The sequence below is a fragment of the Thermanaerothrix solaris genome (assembly GCF_032334255.1).
Lineage (GTDB): Bacteria > Chloroflexota > Anaerolineae > Anaerolineales > Anaerolineaceae > Thermanaerothrix > Thermanaerothrix solaris.
The window spans coordinates 939,017-962,504 of the sequence record NZ_JAUHMF010000002.1 but is presented as its reverse complement, the minus strand read 5'-3'; the positions used below and the strand labels follow the sequence as shown (position 1 = coordinate 962,504).

23 protein-coding genes and 1 other annotated feature are annotated in these 23,488 nt (G+C 54.7%); of the genes, 15 read left to right on the top strand and 8 right to left on the bottom strand.

Annotation, left to right across the window (positions count from 1 at the left end; all coding sequences use genetic code 11):
• Positions 1–21 precede the first annotated feature (21 nt).
• Together QYE77_RS12685 and QYE77_RS12680 are read left to right on the top strand one after the other, a co-directional pair.
• A complete protein-coding gene (locus tag QYE77_RS12685; RefSeq protein ID WP_315625803.1) occupies positions 22–237 on the top strand; it encodes a DUF6494 family protein in 216 nt (71 codons plus the stop codon).
• A gap of 35 nt (positions 238–272) precedes the next feature.
• Complete coding sequence (locus QYE77_RS12680; protein ID WP_315625802.1) at positions 273–1,460, top strand: MFS transporter; 1,188 nt, start codon at positions 273–275, stop codon at positions 1,458–1,460.
• Between the two features lie 53 nt (positions 1,461–1,513).
• Here the strand turns inward: QYE77_RS12680 and QYE77_RS12675 are convergent, their stop codons facing one another.
• The 6 genes from QYE77_RS12675 to QYE77_RS12650 all read right to left on the bottom strand — a co-directional run bounded on the left by QYE77_RS12675 (position 1,514) and on the right by QYE77_RS12650 (position 8,799).
• A complete protein-coding gene (locus QYE77_RS12675; protein ID WP_315625801.1) occupies positions 1,514–2,383 on the bottom strand; it encodes an energy-coupling factor transporter transmembrane component T family protein in 870 nt (289 codons plus the stop codon).
• A 67-nt stretch (positions 2,384–2,450) separates the two neighbouring features.
• Complete coding sequence (locus QYE77_RS12670; RefSeq protein ID WP_315625800.1) at positions 2,451–3,383, bottom strand: ECF transporter S component; 933 nt, start codon at positions 3,381–3,383, stop codon at positions 2,451–2,453.
• A gap of 12 nt (positions 3,384–3,395) precedes the next feature.
• Complete coding sequence (locus tag QYE77_RS12665) at positions 3,396–5,018, bottom strand: ABC transporter ATP-binding protein (protein WP_315625799.1); 1,623 nt, start codon at positions 5,016–5,018, stop codon at positions 3,396–3,398.
• A 34-nt stretch (positions 5,019–5,052) separates the two neighbouring features.
• Positions 5,053–6,267: a tyrosine--tRNA ligase gene (gene tyrS / locus QYE77_RS12660; protein WP_315625798.1), complete on the bottom strand. Its 1,215-nt coding sequence runs from the start codon at positions 6,265–6,267 to the stop codon at positions 5,053–5,055.
• Between the two features lie 49 nt (positions 6,268–6,316).
• Positions 6,317–7,225, bottom strand: a complete 909-nt coding sequence (locus QYE77_RS12655; protein WP_315625797.1) for a TIGR01777 family oxidoreductase — start codon at positions 7,223–7,225, stop codon at positions 6,317–6,319.
• 293 nt (positions 7,226–7,518) lie between these two features.
• A complete protein-coding gene (locus QYE77_RS12650) occupies positions 7,519–8,799 on the bottom strand; it encodes a hypothetical protein (RefSeq protein WP_315623481.1) in 1,281 nt (426 codons plus the stop codon).
• 74 nt (positions 8,800–8,873) lie between these two features.
• Positions 8,874–9,139 (top strand) — a binding site (T-box leader).
• 76 nt (positions 9,140–9,215) lie between these two features.
• On the opposite strand from QYE77_RS12650, the gene ileS reads away from it, so the two are divergent.
• The 5 genes from ileS to QYE77_RS12625 all read left to right on the top strand — a co-directional run bounded on the left by ileS (position 9,216) and on the right by QYE77_RS12625 (position 15,325).
• Complete coding sequence (gene ileS / locus QYE77_RS12645) at positions 9,216–12,368, top strand: isoleucine--tRNA ligase (protein WP_315625796.1); 3,153 nt, start codon at positions 9,216–9,218, stop codon at positions 12,366–12,368.
• A 209-nt stretch (positions 12,369–12,577) separates the two neighbouring features.
• A complete protein-coding gene (locus QYE77_RS12640; protein WP_315625795.1) occupies positions 12,578–12,901 on the top strand; it encodes a hypothetical protein in 324 nt (107 codons plus the stop codon).
• Between the two features lie 42 nt (positions 12,902–12,943).
• Positions 12,944–13,603: a GTP cyclohydrolase II gene (gene ribA / locus QYE77_RS12635; RefSeq protein ID WP_315625794.1), complete on the top strand. Its 660-nt coding sequence runs from the start codon at positions 12,944–12,946 to the stop codon at positions 13,601–13,603.
• Complete coding sequence (locus QYE77_RS12630) at positions 13,554–14,300, top strand: RibD family protein (RefSeq protein ID WP_315625793.1); 747 nt, start codon at positions 13,554–13,556, stop codon at positions 14,298–14,300. Before ribA ends, QYE77_RS12630 begins: the two co-directional genes overlap by 50 nt.
• Entirely contained in the window at positions 14,297–15,325 is a 1,029-nt protein-coding gene (locus QYE77_RS12625; protein WP_315625792.1) for a zinc-dependent alcohol dehydrogenase, read from the top strand. Before QYE77_RS12630 ends, QYE77_RS12625 begins: the two co-directional genes overlap by 4 nt.
• Here QYE77_RS12625 and QYE77_RS12620 read toward each other — a convergent pair.
• Positions 15,322–16,200 (bottom strand): 1-acyl-sn-glycerol-3-phosphate acyltransferase, encoded by an 879-nt coding sequence (locus QYE77_RS12620; RefSeq protein WP_315625791.1) that lies wholly within the window; start codon positions 16,198–16,200, stop codon positions 15,322–15,324. The genes QYE77_RS12625 and QYE77_RS12620 overlap by 4 nt on opposite strands.
• A gap of 75 nt (positions 16,201–16,275) precedes the next feature.
• Between QYE77_RS12620 and QYE77_RS12615 the strand changes: the two genes are divergently transcribed.
• The 8 genes from QYE77_RS12615 (at position 16,276) to ltaE (ending at position 21,758) form a co-directional block, all read left to right on the top strand.
• Entirely contained in the window at positions 16,276–16,653 is a 378-nt protein-coding gene (locus QYE77_RS12615; protein WP_315625790.1) for a 6-pyruvoyl trahydropterin synthase family protein, read from the top strand.
• A gap of 2 nt (positions 16,654–16,655) precedes the next feature.
• Positions 16,656–17,765 (top strand): glycosyltransferase family 4 protein, encoded by a 1,110-nt coding sequence (locus tag QYE77_RS12610; protein ID WP_315625789.1) that lies wholly within the window; start codon positions 16,656–16,658, stop codon positions 17,763–17,765.
• A gap of 4 nt (positions 17,766–17,769) precedes the next feature.
• A complete protein-coding gene (locus QYE77_RS12605; protein WP_315625788.1) occupies positions 17,770–18,201 on the top strand; it encodes a methyltransferase domain-containing protein in 432 nt (143 codons plus the stop codon).
• Entirely contained in the window at positions 18,114–18,692 is a 579-nt protein-coding gene (locus QYE77_RS12600) for a hypothetical protein (protein WP_315625786.1), read from the top strand. Before QYE77_RS12605 ends, QYE77_RS12600 begins: the two co-directional genes overlap by 88 nt.
• 8 nt (positions 18,693–18,700) lie before the next feature.
• The gene (locus tag QYE77_RS12595; RefSeq protein ID WP_315625785.1) at positions 18,701–19,138 is read left to right on the top strand and encodes a GIY-YIG nuclease family protein; all 438 of its coding nucleotides are present in this window, start codon (positions 18,701–18,703) and stop codon (positions 19,136–19,138) included.
• A gap of 72 nt (positions 19,139–19,210) precedes the next feature.
• Entirely contained in the window at positions 19,211–19,753 is a 543-nt protein-coding gene (gene lspA, locus QYE77_RS12590; RefSeq protein ID WP_315625784.1) for a signal peptidase II, read from the top strand.
• Positions 19,750–20,688 carry an RluA family pseudouridine synthase gene (locus tag QYE77_RS12585; protein WP_315625783.1) on the top strand — a complete coding sequence of 313 codons (939 nt, stop codon included), beginning with the start codon at positions 19,750–19,752 and terminating at the stop codon, positions 20,686–20,688. The genes lspA and QYE77_RS12585 overlap by 4 nt, the downstream gene beginning before the upstream one ends.
• A 29-nt stretch (positions 20,689–20,717) precedes the next feature.
• The gene (gene ltaE, locus QYE77_RS12580) at positions 20,718–21,758 is read left to right on the top strand and encodes a low-specificity L-threonine aldolase (protein ID WP_315625782.1); all 1,041 of its coding nucleotides are present in this window, start codon (positions 20,718–20,720) and stop codon (positions 21,756–21,758) included.
• Here the strand turns inward: ltaE and QYE77_RS12575 are convergent.
• Entirely contained in the window at positions 21,755–23,395 is a 1,641-nt protein-coding gene (locus QYE77_RS12575) for a GGDEF domain-containing protein (protein ID WP_315625781.1), read from the bottom strand. The genes ltaE and QYE77_RS12575 overlap by 4 nt on opposite strands.
• Between the last annotated feature and the right edge of the window lie 93 nt (positions 23,396–23,488).

Below are 23,488 nucleotides of genomic sequence, written 5' to 3'. Positions count from 1 at the left end.
CCAAAGAAAGGAACTGTTTTCATGGACGAGGAAACCATCCGCCACGACATCCGCAAGTTATTAAAAACCTTTGGCGTACAGGCCGATGAGGCCATTATGCGTTATTTGGAACAGACTCCTGGCGCTTTTCCGCTCCGACTGCGCATTACCCTGGAAGACATCACGGATTACGGTTCTATTCCCCCTGCCACGCCTCTGCACCTCACCGTAGAGGGCGAAATCCGCCGCCATTCTTGATTCAAATACGCGGCGACATTGAGGCAAACTTCGCTATGATCGCAGATCAAAGCCTAAGCACTGAGAAATTTCAGAGTGAACAGGTTAGCACAATTGCGTTGGGGCATGCCGTTCACGACACGTATTCGGCGTTTCTTCCCTCCTTTCTACCTTTGCTAATAGAGCGCTATGCGCTCTCTAAAACCGAGGCGGGCCTGCTCCCTTTTCTGACCCAAGCGCCTTCAATTTTGCAACCCTTCATCGGCTATTTGGGAGATCGGATTGGGTTGCGTTTGTTGCTCTTCCTCGGCCCGGCGGTTACCGCGATTATGATGTCCCTGGTTGGGGCTGCACCGACCTATCCCATGGCCATGGTGTTCCTGCTTGTCGTTGGGTTTTCTTCGGCTGGGTTTCACGCCATCGGCCCGGCTATTGCCGGGCGGCTCTCCGCCACGCGGCTCGGTCTGGGCATGAGCCTGTGGATGGCAGCCGGTGAACTCGGACGCACCCTCGGCCCCCTCATTGCGGTCGCGGCAGTCCAGGGCTTGGGACAGCAACGCCTACCCTGGTTGATGGTCATCGGAGTCGTGGTCTCGCTTGCCGTTTATTGGAACCTGCGCGATGTACCTGCTCAACCCCAACAAGCGCCCGATCCACTGCCCTGGCACGAAGCCTGGCATTTGCTACGCCCTGTGTTGCTGCCAGTCAGTTTGCTTCTTATGACTCGCGCGTTAGCCCAGGTGGCTTTTTCTACCTTCCTGCCCACATTTCTGACCGAAGAAGGAGCAACGTTGTGGCTGGCAGGAGGCTCGCTCACGATCATGGAATTTGCCGGCATTGGTGGCGCCTTCCTGGGTGGATCACTGAGTGACCGCTTCGGGCGTAAATCCGTTCTCCTCATCGCCGGTATTGGTGCAGCGGTCTTCACTGTGGCATTTCTCGCCACGACCAACCTCATTCTTCGCCTAGTTACCCTGCTGGGACTGGGAGCCACCATGCTCTCAATGACTCCCATCCTGATGGCATTAATTCAAGATCATTATCCCGAGCAACGCGCCCTTGCCAATGGGGCATTCATGGCTGTAAATTTTGTCGTTGGCTCGTTGGCCATGTTAGGCGTTGGGTGGCTGGGTGACCATTTGGGATTGCACACGACCTACTGGCTGAGCGCCGGAATTATGATGCTCGGCCTGCCCATTATCCTGGGCTTGCCGGAGAATCACCACCCACGCTCACGGCAGTAAAGCAAATACGCCACCCGAGAATGCAGGTGGCGTGTTAGTTTTAGATTGGGAAGTTACTGCGCCAATCGGAGCAAGAAATCTGGTACCCAGAATTTGCCGAACCCCCACAGTGAAAACGCAATACAAACCAACAGCATCGCCACACCAAACGCGATCAGGGCCCGATCACGCGGACGGTAATGCAGTTCATCCACCCAAGTGCGTGGGCCAACCCCAAAGGCACGCAAATCCATGGCATCAATAATATCCTCGCTTGCCACGATAGCGTGAATGGTGACCGGTACAATCAAAGGCGCCAGTTTGCGCACCTGAGCGAATAGGCCCCCGGAAATTTTTTCCAATTCATAGCCCCGCGCACGCTGGGCATCCATGGTCAACTGAAAATCACGCCCAAATGAGGGGATAAAACGCATGGTCAAATCCATGCCATACGCCACCTTGTCCGGTAAGCCCAGGCCGCGGAACGTGACACCATACAGAGCAGGATTGAGCGAATAGGGGATGAGAATGGTCATGCTGGCCAGGCTGAACACACGCACCATCATCGCCACCGCATAGGCAATGCGCTCAGTGCTTAAGACCAGCGTGGGGCGCCAACCCAAAAGCGTGAAACCTGCGGTCAGGCGACGGATGATATGCTCCTCTTTGTAAAGTTCAATCCCGCCCCGCCCGGTGAGTAAGGTAAGAAAGGAAAAGAACAAGATAAAGCCGCCAATGAACAGCCAGGCCCGCCGCATTTCATGCCATTTAATTCCTGAGGTAAAGACGGCCACCAAGGCCATCGCAAAGAGCACCAAGAGGTAACGCAAATCCCAAAAGAGTACCGTGCAGGCAATATAACAAAGGAAGAAGATGATCCAGGCTCGAGGATCAAAACTCTGAATTAGGGATTTACGCGGTCGGTAGCGCCAGGTAACCAGCATAGAGGCTCACTTTCTCCTTGTTTGGGGGGCAGACTGGTGAATCTCAGTCTGCCCCCCGACCTAAAATTCACCGTCCGGTTTGGCGTTGCACCGAAGCAAACGCTACGACCAGCAAAGGCACCAAAATAGCGGCAAAGATTGCATTCGGCCCCGCTGCAGGCAGGAATTCACCAACGATGGCTACAGCCGGCGGATAGCCATTAATCCAGATATCCGAAATGGCCGCAAAGCCAATGCCCAGGAAATTGCCCAGAAGGCTCCAGGTCACTGCCGCCACCACATCCAGATTCTGGCCAAATAGGAAACGCACCAACAACACCAGCACAAACCCAACCACCGCCGAGAGACCCGCAAAGAGGCTGATCGTCGCATCGCCAAAAATGCCGGCTTCACTATCATAAAACATCTTGTTAGGCACATTGCGGTTGATAAAGAATAACACCGTCGCCAGGGCAGCCAGCAAAGCGCTGGCAATCAAAACCGCATCCACGCTGCGCTTCTTATCTTTGAAAAGGTGTACCAGGCCAGCGACGAAACCAACCAGACCATTACCGATGCTCCACTGCGGTGAAAGGCCAAAGCCGGTCAGGGCATCGCCGAACATATTCCCTACCGCACCGCTAAAGAACCCCACCACCGGACCAAAGGCATAGCCGAAGAACATCGGGATGGCAATCGCTGGGCGCAGGGCCACCTGGCTGACCGAGGGCACCGCGAACACCGTCCCATTGAAGAGGAAAGAGAGCACCGCATAAAGTGCCGCCCCAATAGCCATGTAAACGACCTCGCGGGTGCCCACTTCCCAGACCGGGCTTTGACGGGTCAGGGCGTAAATGATGAAAACGATCAAGAGGCCAATCCCAACAAAAACAAAGCGCAACACGCCGGTCTCATCCAGTTGCAGGTTGGGGTTAATCAACCCACCAATCCAGACAATCAACAGGAAGAAGACCAACACACCGATCAGCGAGAAAAGAATTGATCGCAAACGCTTATCCATCTTTGCTCCTCCTTATCGAGCCAGTGAAAAATGGGCCAGCGCTTCTGCGCTGAGAAAACGATGGGTTGCAGGTAGATATTCCAGATTCAGGCGCAACAACGACGTTGGAACCAGGCGGCAGGCTTCCAACCGCTCCAGGTCACTTAACACCTCTTCGGGCGCGCCATCCGCCACCACCTGTCCATTGCTGACCAGAAGGACACGATTGGCATAACGGATGGCCACATCAATGTCATGTGTGATGAAAAGGATCGCCTCAAAGCCAGGCATTTGAAGAATGGAATCCATAAAATTGATGTAATTTTTGTAATCCTGCCCGGCGGTGGGTTCATCCATGACCAGGATACGCGAGCGCATCGAAAGGATGGCGGCGATACTGACACGTTTCTGCTGCCCAAAGGACATCGAGAGCGGTGGAGTCTGCTCATAACCTGCCAAGTTCACAATCTGGATCGCCTCCATCACCTCCTTTCGAATGGTTTCGGGATCATGATTAAGGTTTTTCGGCCCAAATGCCAGTTCTTCATAGACGGTAGGGGCAAAAAGCATGTGGCTTGGGCTCTGGAAAACATACCCCAGAGTACTGGCAATTTCAGCGACGCTCATCTGACGGGTATCCCGTCCACGGATCAGCACTCGTCCCCGCTTGGGTTTGAGCAAACCGATCGCATGCTTGACCAGCGTCGTCTTGCCGGCACCGTTAGGGCCTAATACCGCAATCACATCACCGCGGTAAATCGCCAAATTAATCCCATGTAAGACCTCGGTCTCGGTCTCATATCCAAAATGCACATCCTGGAATTCTACCAACGGCTCCCGCGGCCCTTCACGCCCGCTGGGCAACCACTGCGGCATAGACGGAGGAGTGGTGCGTGCCGCCAAATCTAAGACCATGCGCGCAGGGAGTTTGATCTCACGGAAGTCCACATAATCCACCAACTGCTCGGCCGTGCCATCAAATTTAATCTCACCATCACTCATGTAAAGCACGCGCTCAGGATGAATGGTTAATACGTCTTCAACGCGGTGCTCGATCAGGATAATGGTCATTCCTTCATCCGCCAATTGGCGAATCATACTCAGCGCATCCTGAGCACTAGCCGGATCCAGGCTGGCCAGGGGTTCATCCAAGAGCAAAATCCCCGGGCGCATCGCCAACACCCCAGCCAAAGCCACCTTCTGTTTCTCCCCGCCCGAGAGGTTGAACGTTTCACGGTCGCGTAAATGGGCAATTTTCAACCGTTCCAAGGCCTCATGGGCGCGTTGGAGGATTTCCTCGCGGGGTAAACCCAGATTTTCCAGACCAAACGCCACTTCATTGATCACCCGTGAGCCCAGAATCTGGCGTTCAGGGTCTTGCAGCACAGTTCCCACCATTTGAGAGATGCGCGCGAGTGATAGTCCGCGCGTATCCTGCCCAAAAATGCGAATGCTCCCTGTCAGCTCCCCTTTATAACTGCGCGGGATCAAGCCATTAATACAGCGGATCAAGGTTGTCTTGCCACACCCGCTGGCGCCAGCGATCAGCACGACTTGGCCTGGTTGTACGCTCAGGTTAATATTGCGGATCGCCGGTTCACTACGGCTGCGATAACGGAAGGTGAGGTTTTCAATGACCAGCGGTAAATCAGACATTCGACTCCGTCCCAAAATTGCATTTGCACTACGTTCAGAAAACCACTTTCAAGAATTGACGTTTGCCCACCTGCAAGACACCAGGATGCGGGATCGGCGCGTTAGGTTCAGTCAAAACCTGGCCATCCAGGCGCACCCCTTTTTGCTCAATCAGGCGACGGCCCTCACTCTTGCTTTTGACCAATTGGGCATTCACTAAAACATCTAACACGCTTTGCCCCGCTTCGGCGTGGAATTCGGGAATCTCTTCGGGCAAATCGCGTTTCTGGAACAGGCGCACAAACGCCTCTTGAGCACGCTGCGCCGCTTCTTCGCCATAGAAGTTGGCCGTAATTTCAAAGGCCAGTTTCATCTTGGCATCACGCGGATGCAAAGTGCCATCGGCCAATGCCTTCTCGAACGCCGCTACTTCATCCGGCAACCAGCGCGTGACCAGTTTGGCATAGGTGGGCATCACAAAATCGGGAATGCTCATCACTTTGCCATACATGTCCTCAGCCGTGGTGTTAATAGGAATATGATTCCCCAAAGACTTACTCATCTTAACCACGCCATCGGTTCCGGGCAAAATCCCCATGATGATGGCAATATTGGGTTTGGCGCCGAGGAAGGTCATTATTTTGCGCGCTGCCGTGACGATATTGAATAATTGATCGGTGCCGCCAACCTGCACATCGGCCTTGAGCATATAGGCATCATAGCCTTGCATAATGGCGTAAAAGGTCTCATGCAGGTAAATTGGATCGCCGCGCTCCCAGCGCAGGCGGAAGTTTTCACGGGTCAAGAACTGCTGGAGGGTAAAATTAGCGGCAAGTGGGATCATATCCGCCAGGCAGAGTTTTGAGAGCCACTCCGCGTTATAGCGAATCTTAGTCTTGGTCGGATCCAGGATGCGGAAGGCTTGCTCTGCATAGGTGCGCGCATTTTCTTCAATCTCTTCCGGGGTGAGGCGAGGGCGCAATTTGTCTTTGTCGGAAGGATCGCCGATGAGCGAGGTAAAATTTCCGATCAAAAAAGTGACCTCATGCCCCAGATCCTGAAACTGGCGTAACTTGCGCATGGTGACTGTATGACCAAGATGTAAATCCGCCTTGCGTGGGTCATAACCACAATAGACCCGCAACGGTCGGCCTTCCTGCTGCGCCTCGATCAGCCGTTCGCGCAATTCCGCCGCCATGGCCTGTTTGAGGGCCTCGTCGCCGTATTCAGTACCTTGCATCAAAAGTGCAACCTGCTCATCAATGTTCATAGCCACGTCCTCCAGGAGTTGGTTAATTATACCTAAATCTCAGAGGACATCACGAAGCCAGCAGGTCACGCAGCGCTGATTCCAAATTTTCAAACCTAAAACGGTACCCCAACTCTAAAAGTCGGCGCGGGACAGCTCGTTGCCCATCCAACACCATGGTGCTCATTTCTCCTAAAAGCAATCTCAAGATCAACGCCGGAACCGGGAGCCAGAAAGGCCGGCGCATGACTCGAGCCAGTGTGCGCCCAAAATCTACATTGCGCACCGGGTTTGGCGCTGTAAGGTTATACGGTCCCCGGGCCTGTTCGTGCTGAAGTAGGAAGAGCATCGCCTCGATTTGATCGGCAAGATGAATCCAGGGCATCCACTGCTTGCCACTCCCCAGCGGTCCTCCTACGCCCCAGCGAATGGGCAGAACCAGACGCTTCAGCGCCAGGCTGTCCTTCGCCAGAACAATTCCGGTGCGCAAGAGCACTCGCCGAACCCCCCAAGCCTCAACAGGCTGGGTACTGGTCTCCCACTGCACGCAGAGCTGACCAAGAAAATCCTTGCCCGGGGGCGCGTCTTCGGTAATGATCTCATTGCCGCAGGGCCCATAATACCCCACCGCCGAGGCTTGCAGCAAGACTGAAGGTTTGCGGGCGGCTAAAGAGAAGGCTTCCACGACTGCTTCACCACTCCAAACGCGACTGGTGAGAAACTCGTGCTTGCGTTGCGGTGTCCAGCGGCCAGCCCCTAAATTTGCCCCGGCCAAATTGACCACCGCGTTCATCTCAGCCAGCACATCCGCCCATGGAGCGCCGCGGCGTCCATCCCAGGGATACACGGTTACCGCAGACGGCAAGCGCACCGCCTGAGGACGGCGGCTCAAAACACTGACCTCGTGCCCCATTTCCAGCAAGCGCCCGATCAACGCCCGCCCGATAAAACCACTACCGCCAATAATCAGAATCCTCATGAGATCAGCCTCACTTCCTCATAGAAACTTATATCTATACGAAAAATAAAAGGGATGTGGAGCATGGTTCTTTTTGATTATACTTTGATCCCCTCACCCCGAAACCCTGTCGGCGGCGTGTCAAGCCAAAAGATAATGTTACCGAACGGCTATTGTTCTGCCAAAAGATAATGTTACCCAAGCGGCCACTCCTTTCAGGGAAGGTGGGATGGAAAAGCTGAATGTCAAAGAACAATCTGGCCAGTTGGCCTTCGGGGGTGCCACACAAGCGCTGATAGCCAACGACCAGCCGATCAGACATGTGAATGCTCTGGCTGTTGTAAGGTCAGGCGGACATCCTCCACCTGACCCTCTGGAGCACAGGGCAGGTGGGCGAGGCGGTCAACCAGCGCCTGGATCTCTTCACGCAAGCGCATGGGATTGGTTTGCTCACGCAGGGCCAGGCAGGCCGCCTGTTTCTCCGGGGAGAGTGCACCGGCCTGGATGAGCCGTTCGAGAGGCGGGATGGCAGGGGCGTACATGCGTTTGACTTTGGCAGGCGTCTGTTCGGAGCGGATACGTTTTTCTTGCAGGCGCAGGACGGGCTGGAAGAAGTTATGGTATAGCCAGAGTTTGTCATAGAGTTGGTTGAGCAAATGGGTCTGTTCCACCGTGTCCAGCCGACCATAGCCGACATAGGCGCGCACCAGCGAGAAGTTGTTTTCTTCCACAAAGCGATTGTCGTTCTTGTGAAAGGGACGGCTGCGCGAAACGTCTGCTTTCACTTTGTCCTTCCAGTAACGCAGGAGATGGGCGTTCAGGAACTCGCTGCCGTTATCCGGGTGCAATTCGCGGATTGCGAAGGGTAAACGCTGGCGAATGCGCTCAAAGCCGTCTTGCATGACCAGCCAGGAGCGTCCCAGCACTGCCACACACTCACTCCAGCCACTGGCCACGTCCACCAGTTGCAGGGTGTGGACGTATTGTCCCTGGGAGCTTAAGCCGCAGTGGTGCACCAGGTCGACTTCCAGGTGCCCGGGCTGACGTTCCTCCCAGGCAATGCGCCGCATCGGGATGAACGACCTCACGCTGGAAGTCGGGGCCGGGCGTCCCACCCGATGCGCCAGGCGCTGGGCAGCCCGTTGCGAAGCCGGCAAGCGCCGCCGCACACTGGAAATGCTGATCTTTCCCAGCAATTCCAGCGTTGTCTCGCTCAGGAGCAATTCACCGTGCGCTTGCAAGTGCCTGGCCATCCAGACCAGGTTCGGTTGCAGACGTTCGGCACAGGGATAATCCAGACTGCGAGCGATCACCGCAATCGCCGCATCTACCTCCGGCCCATACCTCTTGCCGCGCTCCCGCTTACGCCGCTTGCGTCCTAGCTCCCCATTCAGCAAACGGATCAGCGATTTGCGGTGCAGCCCGGTCACGGCCTGGGCTTCATCCAGCAGACGGCTGCGCTCTTTGCGCCCTTCCGCCCGCCAGTACCGCAGCCGTATCTTGTGTAAGTACTTGCGACGCTCATCTACGGTCATTGGATCGGTTTCGGCCATCTCGTTCACTCCGGTAACATTTTCTTTTGAGTGAACGATCATATCTCGGTAACATTTTATTTGATAGAACGCGGGCGGTTGATTTTTTGCCCACTTCGTGGCATAATTGGCGCATCTGAAAAGCGATGATGGAAACGAGTAGGCTCATGCGAGGCTGTCAGCGAACCCGGGAGAGTGTGAGCCGGGGCAGATCGGTGAGCCGAAAATCCTTCCGGAGCTGCAAACTGAACGCGGACCAGAGGGTTCGCCAGTAGGGGCGCCGGCCTCGCCAGCCGTTACCCAGGGCGCAGGTATCAACGGGTAAACCGGGCGTACCTGGCAGAGTGCCTGCCTGTGGGCAGGAATCAGGGTGGTACCGCGAGAACCCCCTCTCGTCCCTGAAGTGGAGAGAGGGTTTTTATTTAGATATCATCTCATTTTCGGAGAGATCAAACCCAAGGTGATTAGAGGAGTAGCGTATGTTCCGACCCATCTCACCGAAACTCGATATCGTCGCGCTTGAGGAGTCCATCCTACGTTTTTGGAAAACGCATGATATTTTCCACGAAACCCTGCGCCAACGAGAAGGCCAGCCGGAATATGTTTTCTACGAAGGACCCCCCACTGCCAATGGCAAGCCTGGCGTACATCACGTCCTGGCACGCGCGTTCAAGGATGTCTTTCCCCGCTATAAAACCATGCGCGGCTTTCACGTCATTCGCCGCGGAGGATGGGACACTCATGGGCTCCCGGTCGAGATTGAAGTGGAAAAACAACTGGGGTTTAACACCAAGCGGGAAATTGAAGCCTATGGGATTGCCCGCTTCAATGAACTCTGCCGCAAATCAGCCTTCACCTACATTCGCGAGTGGGAGAAACTCACCGAACGTATCGCCTTTTGGGTTGACCTGGACACTGCATACATCACCTACACCAACGATTACATCGAATCGGTGTGGTGGATTCTGAAAAACTTCTGGGAACGCAATCTACTCTATCAGGGTTTCAAGGTTGTCCCCTATTGCCCGCGCTGTGGCACGCCGCTTTCGGATCATGAGGTTGCTCTCGGTTACGATGAAGCCACCGATCCCTCGGTTTATGTGCGCTTACCTCTGGTGGACGAACCCGGGACGTCCTTGTTGATCTGGACAACCACGCCCTGGACACTGCCCGCCAACGTAGCTGTAGCCGCTCACCCGGACGTAGACTACGTGGTCATTGAACGCAAAACTCCAGAAAACGGGAAAGAACGCCTGATCCTGGCCGAACCGCTGGTTTCACGCGTCTTCGGAGATGAGCCGATTACCGTGATTGCCAAAATGAAAGGGCGCCAGTTGAAGGGTAAACGCTATCACCCGTTGTTCACCTTCCTGCCGGTGGATAAACCCGCCCATTACGTCGTTTTGGGTGATTTCGTAACCACCGAAGAGGGCACCGGCCTCGTGCATATGGCACCTGCCTTTGGCGCAGAGGATATGAGCGCAGCGCTGGAATACGACTTGCCTATCCTGATGACCGTCAATGAAGAAGGTGCTTTCATCCCCGAAGTGCGCCCATGGGCCGGTAAATTCGTCAAAGATGCCGACCCCGAAATTACCGAGGACTTACGCCGCCGTGGGCTATTGTTACGCGCCGAAACCTACACGCATACCTACCCCTTCTGCTGGCGTTGTTCTACCCCCTTGCTGTATTATGCTCGCCCCACCTGGTACATCCGCACCAGCCAGTTCAAAGAGCAAATGGTTGCTCTGAACGAGAAAATTAACTGGTATCCTGAACACATTAAATATGGGCGTTTTGGCAATTGGCTGGCTAATAACATTGATTGGGCTTTAGGGCGCGAGCGCTATTGGGGCACGCCTCTGCCCATCTGGGAATGCCAGCAGTGTCACCATCAGGAGTGCATCGGATCAGTCGCCGAACTCTCGCAAAAAGCCGGGCGAGACCTCTCAGGGCTCGACCTGCACCGCCCTCATGTGGATGAAATCCGCTGGAAATGCCCGGATTGCGGTGGCACCATGACCCGCGTCCCGGAGTTGATTGATGTCTGGTTTGATTCGGGAGCGATGCCGGTTGCCCAATGGCATTATCCCTTTGAGAACCAAGAGATGTTCAAACGCCAATTCCCGGCGGACTACATCTGCGAGGCTGTTGACCAAACGCGCGGTTGGTTCTACTCCCTCCACGCCATCAGCACGCTGCTATTCAATGAAGTTGCTTACAAGAATGTGATCTGCCTCGGGTTGATCTTGGACGCTCAAGGGCAAAAGATGTCCAAGTCACGCGGAAACGTAGTAGACCCCTGGGACGTGATCAATCGCACCGGTGCTGATGCCATGCGTTGGTACCTCTACACCGCCAGCCCGCCCGGCCAGGAACGTCGTTTCTCAAGTGATTTGGTGGCCGAGGTGCTGCGCAATTTTGTGCTCACCTTGTGGAACACCTATGCCTTCTTCGTGACATACGCCAATCTGGATAAGTGGCAACCCTCAGATGAGGAACCTGAATATACCCCCTTGGATCGCTGGCTACGCTCATCATTGCATGCGCTGGTACGAGATGTCACCGACGCGTTAGAACATTACGATGTGTTAGACGCAACCCGCCCCATTGAGACCTTTGTGGATCAACTTTCCAATTGGTATCTGCGTCGTTCACGGCGGCGCTTCTGGAAGAGCGAATCGGATGCCGACAAACGCGCCGCCTACGCCACTCTCTACGAGGCACTGGTCACGCTGAGCAAATTGCTGGCACCCACCATGCCCTTCCTGGCCGAGGCGCTTTACCAAAACCTGGTGCGCTCGGTAGATCAAGAGGCGCCCCTCTCGGTGCATTTAGCCGAGTGGCCGGCGTATGATGAGCAGGTCATTGACGAACGGCTCAACCGTGAAATGGCGCTGGTCATGCGCCTGGCATCCCTCGGACACGCCGCGCGCAACAAAGCCAATCGCAAGGTACGCCAACCCCTGGCCGAAGTTGCCTTTGCCGTGGGCAATGCTGAGGAAATTCCAGTGGTGCAAGCCTATGCTGACCTCCTGGCCGATGAGTTAAACGTCAAGCGGGTACGAGTCCTGGATGCTACCAGCGAAGCCGTGGCCTACAGCCTCAACCCACTGCCCAAGCAATTGGGGCAAAAGTATGCCAGCCGCTTCCCGGCTATCCGCAAGGCCATTCTCGATTTGGATCCTGAACCGGCGGCCAAACGTTTGCTCAACAATCAACCGATTGAGGTTAATGTGAATGGTGAGACATTCACCATCCTGCCCGAAGAAGTTGAAGTGCGTGTCCAGGCGCGCGAAGGTTTTGCTGTGGCTTCCGAAGGACCTTATCTGGCTGCCTTGGTCACTGATTTAACCCCCGAATTGATCCAGGAGGGATTGGCCCGCGAGTTTGTACGGCGGGTACAGGAACTGCGTAAACAAGCCGACCTCGATATCGCCGACCGTATCCGCCTCTATTACCAGGCCACACCCGGTTTGGAAGCCGCCGTTGCCACTTTCAGGGAGTACATCATGGGCGAAACCTTGACTGTTGAGATGCTCAACCAGCCACTACCGCCTAACCTTCCCGCCGCCGAAGATACGTTCGACGGCGAGAGGCTGCAAATCGCCCTGGAACGGATCAGCCGGTAACGTTTGCCATTTCTGGTCGCAGAAACTCGGGCGGGCTTTAGGCTCGCCCGAGTTTTTACATCGCCCCACAACCCTTCCAATTGTTGATAAAATACATATAAATTATTAGATTTTGCATCCCAAAACTCTAGTGGATGCACGTCCCAGGTCAAATTGAATGACCCTCGTCATCTCCAAGAACACGGCGGCCTTTGCAACCGGAGTCACATGTGAACCAAAAATCTACTCAACCGTTGCGAACTTTTGCCCTCATCTTATTGCCCCTGGCCACGGCCGTCATCCACATTTCTCTGCGCTTTCCCGATCTTGTCTTCATCCTCAACGGCATAGGCTATGTGACCTTTCTCGGCGCCTATCTACTTGGCCGGGAACGCCTCGGCAAACGCTTTCGTTGGGTGCGCTACGGCTTCATTGCTTACACCGGGGTAACCATCTTGCTGTGGGTGCTGTTTGGCGCCCGTACACCTTTGGGCTACCTCACCAAAGTTATTGAGGCTCTTTTGGTTGGTTTATTGGTTACCGACCGAACTTAATCTGACACCATCCCATACAAAACGGTTATGATAGGTGATCGAATGCGCAATTTAGAAGTAAAACGTGAAGTCAGCACGATGCTCCCCACTGTGTGGGGTGAATTCCGCTTGTATCTTTATACGGACTCGATAGAGCACCGCGAACACCTGGCGCTGGTGCGAGGACATCTCGACCCCCTCACTGCCGTTCTCACCCGTGTTCATTCCGAATGTTTTACCGGGGATGTGCTGGGATCGCGTCGCTGCGATTGCGGCGAGCAATTGCATCACGCCCTGGATCACATTGCTGCTCATGGGCAAGGAATCTTGATCTATCTTCGCCAGGAAGGGAGGGGCATTGGCCTGCGCGAAAAACTACGCGCTTACAACTTGCAGGATCAAGGACTGGACACCGTAGAGGCCAATCTAGCTCTCGGCCATCCGGCAGACGCTCGCCGTTATGATATTGCCGCCCTTATCCTCAAAGATTTAGGGGTATTGCGGGTGCGTCTTATGACGAACAACCCCCAAAAAATTCGTGATCTGGAAGCTTTGGGCATTCATGTGGTGGAACGCGTGCCACTCCTGCCCACAGTGTATCCTGAAAATGCAGCCTATTTGAGCAGCAAAGCCTTACGCTTAAACCATTGGCTTGATTTGGGAGATCTACCCCATGTCGGCCTGGAGCAACCTGGTGGAAATGGCCAGAAGCCGCATCCGTGAGTGGCAGGCCGAAGGCGCCCAACGTTGTGAAACGAAACAGCATCCCTGGGTGACTTTGGCCTTTGCCCAAAGCCTGGATGGGTGCTTGACATTTGCCCAAGGACATCCTAGTGCTCTCAGTGGTGAAGCCGCTCTTCAGCTGACCCATGCCCTACGGGCCGAACATCAGGCCATCTTGGTGGGTGTGGGCACGGTACTGGCCGACAATCCCCGCCTGACCGTGCGTCTTGTTCCAGGGCAGCATCCTCAACCACTGGTTCTGGATACTCACCTGCGCACCCCGCTCGAAAGTCACATATTACACCATCCCACTCAACCCCCATGGATTTTCACCGCAGCCAAAGCCCCCGCTGATCGTCGAAGTGCACTGGAAGCCTTGGGGGCGCGCATTGTACCTTTGGTGAACGAACCAGGCGACCCCATCCCTCTCCACCTCATGCTGAGTTACCTATGGGAGCATGGAATCCGTTCAGTGATGGTCGAAGGAGGCGCCAGAGTCCTCACGGCGTTTTTAGAAGCCCGATTGCTCGATGCCGTTATCATTACCCTTGCCCCAATCTGGATCGGCGGTTATCATTATATAAACAAGTTGCTGGTCAGCCCTGAACGCGAGGCTCCCGGCGTGACACTCTGGCAATGGGAAATGTGGGATCGAGACCTTATTCTATGGGGGAGGCCTAAAACGTATCACATATGAAACGCCAGTCGCTCATCTTCAAAGCACCGCTTGCGGTAGAAATTCGAGAGGAGGATTGCCCCGATCCTCAAAATGGTGAGGTGTTGGTGAGAACGATCGCCAGTGCGATCAGCGCTGGTACGGAAGTATTGGCCTATACCGGGCAAATTCCCAGTTGGATGAGCCTGGATGAAACCCTTCCTACCCTTAAGGGGGCATTTACGTTTCCCTTCAAGTACGGTTATGCCTGCGTGGGAGAAGTCATCGCCATCGGCGCAGGGGTGGAAGAAACCTGGCTTGGGCGCAAGGTGTTCGCTTTTAATCCTCACGAAAGCGCTTTTATTGCGCCATTGGACTCACTAATCCCACTCCCCGAGGGATTGAGCGAGGAGGATCTTTTGTTTCTGCCCAACACGGAGACGGCGATTAACCTCATTCAAGATGGTCATCCGATCTTGGGAGAGCAAGTCGTTGTCTTTGGTCTGGGTATGGTGGGGTTGCTCACCACGGCTTTACTGACCCGCTTTCCACTCCATCGCATTGTCGCACTGGATCGTTATCCCCTGCGGCGCAAGGCCGCACTGGAACTGGGAATCACCGCAGCGTATGACCCTCTCAGCGAAGACGTGCTACGCGGATTGCGATCCATCTTGGAGTCACTTGGCTATCACTCGGGTGCCGATTTGGTATTTGAAATCTCAGGAGCACCCGGTGCCCTCAACCAAGCCGTTGAGATTACCGCCTACACCGGTCGCATTGTCGTTGGTTCTTGGTATGGACGTAAACCGGTTGCCCTAGACCTAGGAGGGCGCTTCCATCGCAACCGCATCCACATCATCTCGAGTCAGGTGAGCACAATTGCCCCCGAACTCAGCGGGCGCTGGACCAAAGCGCGCCGCCTTGAGATGGCCGTCGAAGCTCTCAAGTGGTTGCGCCCCTCGTTTTGGATCACTCACCGTTTTCCCCTTGAGCACGCAGCCGAAGCCTACCGGTTGCTCAGCGAGTATCCCGAAGAGGCGTTGCAGGTCATCCTGACCTACACCTAAAAGGGAAAACTGGCTTTGATATGGGCAATCACGGCCTGGGTGATAGCATGCACCTCGTGATATGAGACGAAACGACCGGCCTCCAACAGTGGCAGGACGTGTACGGTCACCCTCACCGGCCACTGGCTGGGCCGGTGCAATTTTACGAGCAACCACAGCGTCGCTGCCAAACGTTCTCGTTCGCGTGCCGAGCGGCGTAAATGCGTCAAGGGATGATGCAAAGCGGCAGAGGATAACACGCCGCTGACGATCATCGGTACTACGATCGCTTCCGGCACTGCGCGCACAAAGACCCCGATACTCTCCGACCACGTATTAAGGGAGTCATAGGCACGTGGTATGACTGCCGGATCCGGCTCAATCCGCCCGGCGGGAAAGTTAAGCAGCGCACCCCCCGACCGCAGGTGTTGAATGGCCTGACGGATCACGCCCATACGGGTGTTCTCATCCATAGGTACGCTGATGAGGTGTTTTTTGATCGCCGGCAGGGCATCCAAGAAGGGGCGTTCAGCCGCCAAAACGCGCAGATCATCACGACGTATAGCGGTGAAAAGCGCCAGCGCATCGCTCAAGCCTGGATGGTTCGCCAGTACCAATAGCGGCCCGGTGCGAGGGATGAAACCTTCGCCCAGGATTTCGAGGCGCTGAACATAGAGAGAGACAAATCGAGAGGCCGCCTGGTGCAGTCCGATGTTCGCCACCTCATGGTCAAAGGATAGGATCTGGCGCGCAAATCTACGAGCCGAGGGGCGCAGGAGGCCAGCTAAGCCCCTTCCCAATAAGGTGTAGCGTTTTACCCCCAGCGCTTCCAGCGCATCATCCAGGTTAATTTCCGTCAAAGTATGTTCACGCACGTCGTTCAACTTCAGGCTCATGCTATGATTATAAAAGACGAATCTAAATTATGTCTTTTTGCGCCTAAATGATCAGATTCAGAAAGGAGCCTTTCCATGTATTATGTCGCCGTCTTGCGCTCTTTCATTGCCCAACATTATTTAATTGGCGGAGACTGGGGTAGCGAGAACCTGCCTCATTCTCATCCCTATCGTCTTGAGGTTGAGGTTAGCGGTGAACATTTGGACCCACATAACTATCTGATAGATATTACAATGTTGGAAGCCGCATTAGAGGAACAAATCTCGCGCTATCGGGATCGGCTTCTCAACGACCTGCCCGAATTTGCCGGTGTCAACCCCTCACTGGAATACTTTGCCCGTTTAATATGCGAAAGAATGGCTCAAAAACTGCCCACTACGGGCCTGAGGCGCCTGTACGTGCGATTGTGGGAGCATGAAAACGCCTGGGCAGCTTATGAAATGATATTCTAACCATGCAGGTAGGACTGATTATTTACGGTAACCTGAATACGCTCTCCGGCGGTTATCTTTATGACCGTTATTTGGTGCATTACCTGCAAAATCAAGGGGATACGGTCACTGTGATCTCACAAACCTGGCCGGGATACGGCCTAGCCTTAGCACACAATTTCGACTTCAAACAAAAACGGCGCCTTAAGGCTCTCCCCCTGGAGATACTGCTACAAGACGAATTAAACCACCCCTCGCTCTTTTGGCTTAATCATCAATTGCGCTCAACAGTACATTATCCGATTGTCGCTATTGTGCATCATTTACGAAGCAGCGAGCCTTATCATCCCCGTATAATGCGTTATCTGTACGGATGGATCGAACGGGCTTATTTGAACAGCGTGGATGGCTTTATCTTTAATAGCCGCACCACGCAACAAAGTGTGTATAACACCTCTCGTTCCGCTCAAGAAAAGCCGCATTGTATTGTTTACCCCGGAGGAAACGCCCAAGGCGAAGGAATCGCCGATCCCAACTACCTTGTGGAGCGCAGCCATCAGAACGGCCCCTTGCGTATCCTCTTCTTGGGCAATCTTATTCGGCGCAAGCGCTTGGATGTGCTCCTATCTGCTCTTATGACACTTCCCTGCACAACCTGGGTTCTAGACATCGTGGGACGCACCGATTTGGAACCCCAGACTACTCGCGCCATTCATGCGTTTATCCATCGGCATAACCTCTGGCCAAATATCCGCCTGTGGGGCGCTTGTGGCAACGAGACCTTACGAGAACTATTGACCCACCACCAGGTGTTAGCTGTGCCTTCAGATTATGAGGGCTTTGGTATCGCCTATCTTGAAGCCATGGCTTATGGGCTCGTGCCAATCGCTACAACCTCTGGTGGCGCGGTTGAAATCATCTCCCATGGTCAGAATGGGTTCCTTATCCCAACTGGTCACTCTGAGACTCTGGCCCAAGTATTGGCGCTTCTTCATAAGCAGCGTGACATATTGGCACAGATGAGCCTTGCCGCGCGTGCTCGGTATGAGGCGTTTCCCACCTGGGAACAAAGCATGGCCAAAGCGCGACACTTTATACATACCCTGGTCACCGCATGGGCCCAACAGGCGTAATCGTATGGACGCTTTCGAGTTTAACTTTCAGCATTATCTAGAAGTCAAACGCAGCGTGGATGACCTCGCTCTCAACCGTCAGGTTTGGAATGTCCTCGTCAATCACACCAGGCGCACTGCTCACCTCCCGCTGAAACTTCTAGAAGTTGGAGCCGGTATCGGTACCATGATTCAACGCGCCTGGGAATGGGGACTGGTGGATAATGCCATCTATACGGCCCTGGACCTTGACCCTGCCAACTTGTTTTATGCACAAAGTGCGCTTGTAAGATGGGCCCACCAGAATCGCACCCATCTCGAAAAGAAAGCCGGGCGTTACCACCTCCAGAAGGGACAGCGTCTCTTTGGGTGGAATTCCTCGCCGCCGACGCCTTTGCACCCGGCCAATCCCCCTTCCAACGCGGCGTCTTTGACGGCATCATCGCCCACGCGGTGATGGACCTGGTCAACCTGGAAGCGGGGCTGAGCACACTGATAACTTATGTGCGCCCGGGCGGATGGCTCTATCTCACCCTTAACTTCGATGGCTTGACTCAGTTCTTGCCCCCTCTGACTCCCGATCTGGACGCCCAGATCATTGCACTTTATCATCAAAGCATGGATGAGCGCCGTTTCCACGGCTTGCCCACCGGAGGGAGCACCACCGGTCGAGCACTATTTGTCCTTGGCCCTGCGTTGGGATTAGACCTCATGGCCGTTGGGGCATCGGATTGGGTGGTCTCGCCGCGGCACGGGAAATACCAGCCCGACGAAGCCGATTTTCTGCGTAGCATTCTTTACTTTGTCGAAGACAGCTTGAGCCGGCAAGCATTAATCTCACCGACCACGCTGGCGGATTGGCTGGCTATCCGAAAGGAGCAAATTGCACACTGCGAATTAGTTTTCATAGCCCACCAGTTAGACTTTCTCTTCCGCGTGCCCGGATGACCTTGACCTTGCCCACCATTCCCGGCATCTATGGGCTTGTCTTATGGCTGCCCTACAAGACCCGCGCCCGTATTGGACAGTTGGGCACGTTTGATTTCCCCGCTGGTTGGTACACCTATTGGGGGAGTGCTCACGGGCCGGGTGGAATCGCCGCGCGTATTCGCCATCACCTCAATCTCGCCGTCCGGCCTCACTGGCACTTCGATTTTTTGCGCCCACACGGACAAATCCAAGCCGTGTTATTCACCATCAGCCCAGATCACTCGGAATGTTCATGGGTTAAACAAGCGCTCACCTTTCCGAACGCCATCATTCCGGTGCAGGGTTTTGGCAGTCGGGATTGCCGGCAAAGGTGTCCCTCCCACCTGCTCTACTTCGGCACTACCCTGGATATAAATGACCTGGCTGCACACGTCAAAGCCTCTGGTTGCATTTACCTGGATTAAGCCCTAAGGGTATTTTCCGGCTCAACCCCATACCATGGATTAAAATAAGGGGGACAATTCTGGGAGGCTCACGTGAAACTCTGGACGCGTTATCGCTGGCTCATTTTTATTGCCGGAGGGGTTATCCTCCTCGATCAGGTGACAAAAGCCCTGATCCGCCAAAACTTGGCGCTTTATGAAACCTGGGTACCCTGGCCATGGCTGGCACCCTATGCCCGCATTGTTCACTGGTACAATACCGGCGTCGCCTTTGGGTTGTTACAGGAACGGGGGCAGTTCTTCGCCATCCTGGCTGTGGTGGTTGCTCTCGCTATTCTGTACTACTATCCGCGCATACCCGCGCAGGAAACTTGGCTGCGTTTGGCGTTGAGCCTTCAACTGGGCGGCGCAATTGGCAATCTGATTGACCGCCTGACCATTGGGCATGTCACCGATTTTATCTCTGTGGGCACTTTTCCCGTCTTCAATGTCGCCGATGCCAGCATTACGATTGGCACCGCGCTGTTAATCTTAAGCGTGTGGCTGCAAGAACGCCGCGAACAAGCAGCACGCAAAGCGACACCCTCCCATACTTCCGAAGAAAGTCTCTCGGCCCCGACAACCGACCGGCAATGAACGAACTTGAGCAGGTGATCACCTTTGCTTTCGAGAGCGCTCGTGAAGAACGCCTGGATAAGGTATTGGTACAGTACCTGCCCGATTTTTCGCGCGCTCGGTTGCAAAACCTCATCAAGGAAGGGAAGGTAAGTCTCAACGGGCGGGTGATCACGAAGACCGGATTTCCCGTCCAACCCGGCCAACAGATCCAGGTTATCCTGCCGCCCCCTCAGCCCAGCCGTCTTCAACCGGAAGATATCCCTTTGGATATCCTTTTTGAGAATGATGACTTGATGATCATTAACAAACCCGCTGGCATGGTGGTTCACCCCTCACCGGGACATGCTCAAGGCACCCTGGTGCACGGCATTTTAGCCTATCGCCCTGACCTCGAAGGGGTGGGCGGAGAACGCCGCCCTGGAATCGTTCATCGCCTCGATAAAGAAACTTCGGGGTTGCTTCTGGTGGCGAAAAATGACCGCGCCCATCGCTGGCTACAGGATCAGTTTCGTCATCGCCAGGTTCAAAAGACCTATTTGGCTTTGGTAGATGGTCGCCCTCCCACACCGCACGGGCGAATTGAGGCGCCTATTGGCCGTGATCCGCTTCATCGCCAGAAAATGAGCGTGCTTCCCCCGGGTAAAGGACGGGAAGCCATCACCGAGTACCATACCCGCGAAGCCTTCCGCCAACACACACTTTTGGAAGTGCATCCGCTCACCGGGCGCACGCATCAGATTCGCGTGCATATGGCTTTTTTAGGGTGCCCGATCGTGGGTGACACCCTCTATGGTCACCGTCATCCCAGCCTGCCTCTGCAACGTCACTTCCTGCACGCCGCGCGGATAACCTTGCGCTTGCCCGGCGAAAAAGAACCACGCACTTTTGAAGCCCCTCTTCCAGCTGACCTAGAGCACCTCCTGGCGTGGTTACGCCAGTATCAACCAGCCTGATATCTCGCCTGAAAGGGGTCTAATCCACAATGATTGATTTGCGCTCCGATACCGTAACCCACCCCACTCCTGCCATGCGCGAAGCCATGGCCCGCGCCGAGGTTGGGGATGACGTTTATCGTGAAGATCCCACGGTTAACCACCTCGAAGCCATGGCTGCCGAACTGTTGGGAAAAGAGTCCGCCCTTTTCGTACCCTCCGGCACTATGGGAAACCTGATCGGAGTCTTAGGCCATTGCCAGCGAGGCGATGAGGTTATCATGGGCCACCTGGGTCATACTTTCTTGTTTGAAGGTGGTGGGGTCTCAGCCCTGGGAGGGGTTTTTGTCCATACGTTGCCCAACCAGCCGGATGGCACTTTACGCCTGGACGATATTTTGGCCGCCATCCGCCCGCCGGATGTGCATCATCCAATCACCCGCCTGGTGGTTTTAGAGAACACCCACAACCGCTGCGGGGGCGTGCCGCTAAGTGTGGCCTATACCCGCCAGGTCGGAGACGCGATCCACGCCCGCGGTTTAGCGCTCCACCTAGATGGTGCCCGCATCTTTAATGCCGCGGTGGCTCTAGGAGTAACCGCGAAAGCACTTGCCGAGCCGGCCGATACGGTGACCTTCTGCCTGAGCAAGGGATTGTGCGCGCCAGTCGGCTCTGTGCTTTGTGGATCACGGGAATTTATCGAACGTGCGCGACGCATCCGCAAACAACTGGGGGGAGGTATGCGTCAGGCCGGGATTCTGGCCGCTGCCGGCATTGTAGCGCTGGAAACCATGATTGACCGCCTCGCCGAGGATCACCGCCGCGCCCGGATGCTAGCCGAGGGTCTGGTGCGCCTACCGGGGATCAGCCTGCCAATGGGTATGCCAGCAACCAACATGGTCTTCATCTCCCTGGATGAAAGCCTCCCCATAGATGCACCGGCTTTTGCAGCTCGTTTGGCCAATTATGGAGTACGTGTGGGTGTGGTGGGAGTGCGGCAATTCCGCCTGGTCACTCATTATTGGATCGGCGATGCCGAAGTTGCTCAGACCTTGGAGGCTTTTAGGGCCGTGCTTAGTGCGCTAGGTTAACCCTCGGTTTGCAGGTAAGTCGTTTGCTCCGCGGAGAGCGCTTCATCGCCCGAATCGGTTTTTCGCTCCCAAAAGGCGGCATCAGGTTCAACCTGATCGCGTCCGCGGCTTTTCGCCTTATAGAGCCGTTGATCGGCTAAATCAATGAGCGCATACGCCTCATCGGCTTCATCGGGAAAGACGGCAATTCCCTGACTAACCGTCGGTGGTTTGACCGAGTTGCCCATTCGATCGGTAAACGTAGCCTGACCCAAGGTCTCACGGATACGTTGCGCCACGCGATAGGCTTGAGCGCCAGTGGCGTTGGGTAGTGCGATGGCAAATTCTTCGCCACCCCAACGCCCCACCCAATCGGTACGCTTGATGTGCTGACGGATGGTCTCAATAATCAGTTTGAGCACCTGATCCCCGATCAGGTGTCCAAAGGAATCGTTAAATTCCTTAAAGTAATCCACATCCAACATAATCAGGCTAACGGGTGAGCCTGTGCTCCGGGCTTGGGCCAGAGCACGCTCCAGGGCTTCAAGAAAGGCATTGTGATTGAGCACCTGAGTAAGGCTATCCAACTGAGATCGCTCTTCCACTTGTTGGTGATGGCGAGCATTGTCAATTGCCATGGCTACCAGTTGGGCCAGGTTTTCCAACAACCATATATCCTTATTCGAGAAGGCATTTTTTCGGTAAGAAGCAACTACAATGACCCCAATGACCTTACCTCCCACTGACATGGGCACCCCTAACCAGGATTGCGACATCCGCTGTAGCCCCACATATTCCACACCCTGCTTTTGCTTATATTTATACCGCTCCGATTCCATATCCCTAATTAGCAAAGGTTGCGCGTGGCGTATGACATGGGCAGACAGCCGATTATCAAGGGTCACCTCAGTCGGTGGAAAATACTCACCGAGATCATAGATCAACTCAATGCGCAGTTTGTCTTGGTATAGTAACCCGAGGAAGTAGGAATCGGCTGGGAGCGATTCTAGCACCAAACTACAAGCCAAGTTGATAACCTGACGATACTCAATGGTGGAAGCCAGTGCCCGTGCCGCGCGATTGAGAATATTTAGATGATTCATTTGTTGGAGATACGACTGACGTAGCCGCAGTGTCGTTTCAGCCAGCAAGGCACTGGTGAGAAAGAAAAGTGTTGCTTCTTGCCACAGAGTGTGGGCTTCAAGCCATCCTAAAAGGTACAACCCCGTTGCCGCCAGGGTGACCGCAGCAAACAACCCATAAGTCGCTTTACGCCCGTGCACCACTGCGGTCAGGGTGATTAGAATGATCCCCAACACCGTGGTGTACCCCGGCATGAGGTAGTTGTGAAGCCCAAATGCCAATAGGATCGCCACGCCGCTACCGATCAAGCCCAGATAATTTATCAAACGCTTTGGCTTCGATTGAGGGGAGCGAAGAAAATAGAATAAAGCCCAGGTTGTTATGGCTATACCAATCAAGCCAAATAAGAGACTGATTTGGCGCGACAACCAGGGTAATGGCGTAAAAAGCGCATACCCCACCAACACCGCATTAAGCATCAACGCTGTCGCCACTGCCGGCCAAACCGGGTAGGCCTCTTGTGAGTTGGGGAACCTATCCAAGAATTTCAAAATGAAAGGCAACCGGGGTGCCATATCGGCATTTCTACGTGGTATGTGATTTTCCTCTCATTATATACCTTTTTCTATCCAAAACGCTTTTTATTTTCGTAAGCCGCCATAGCAACG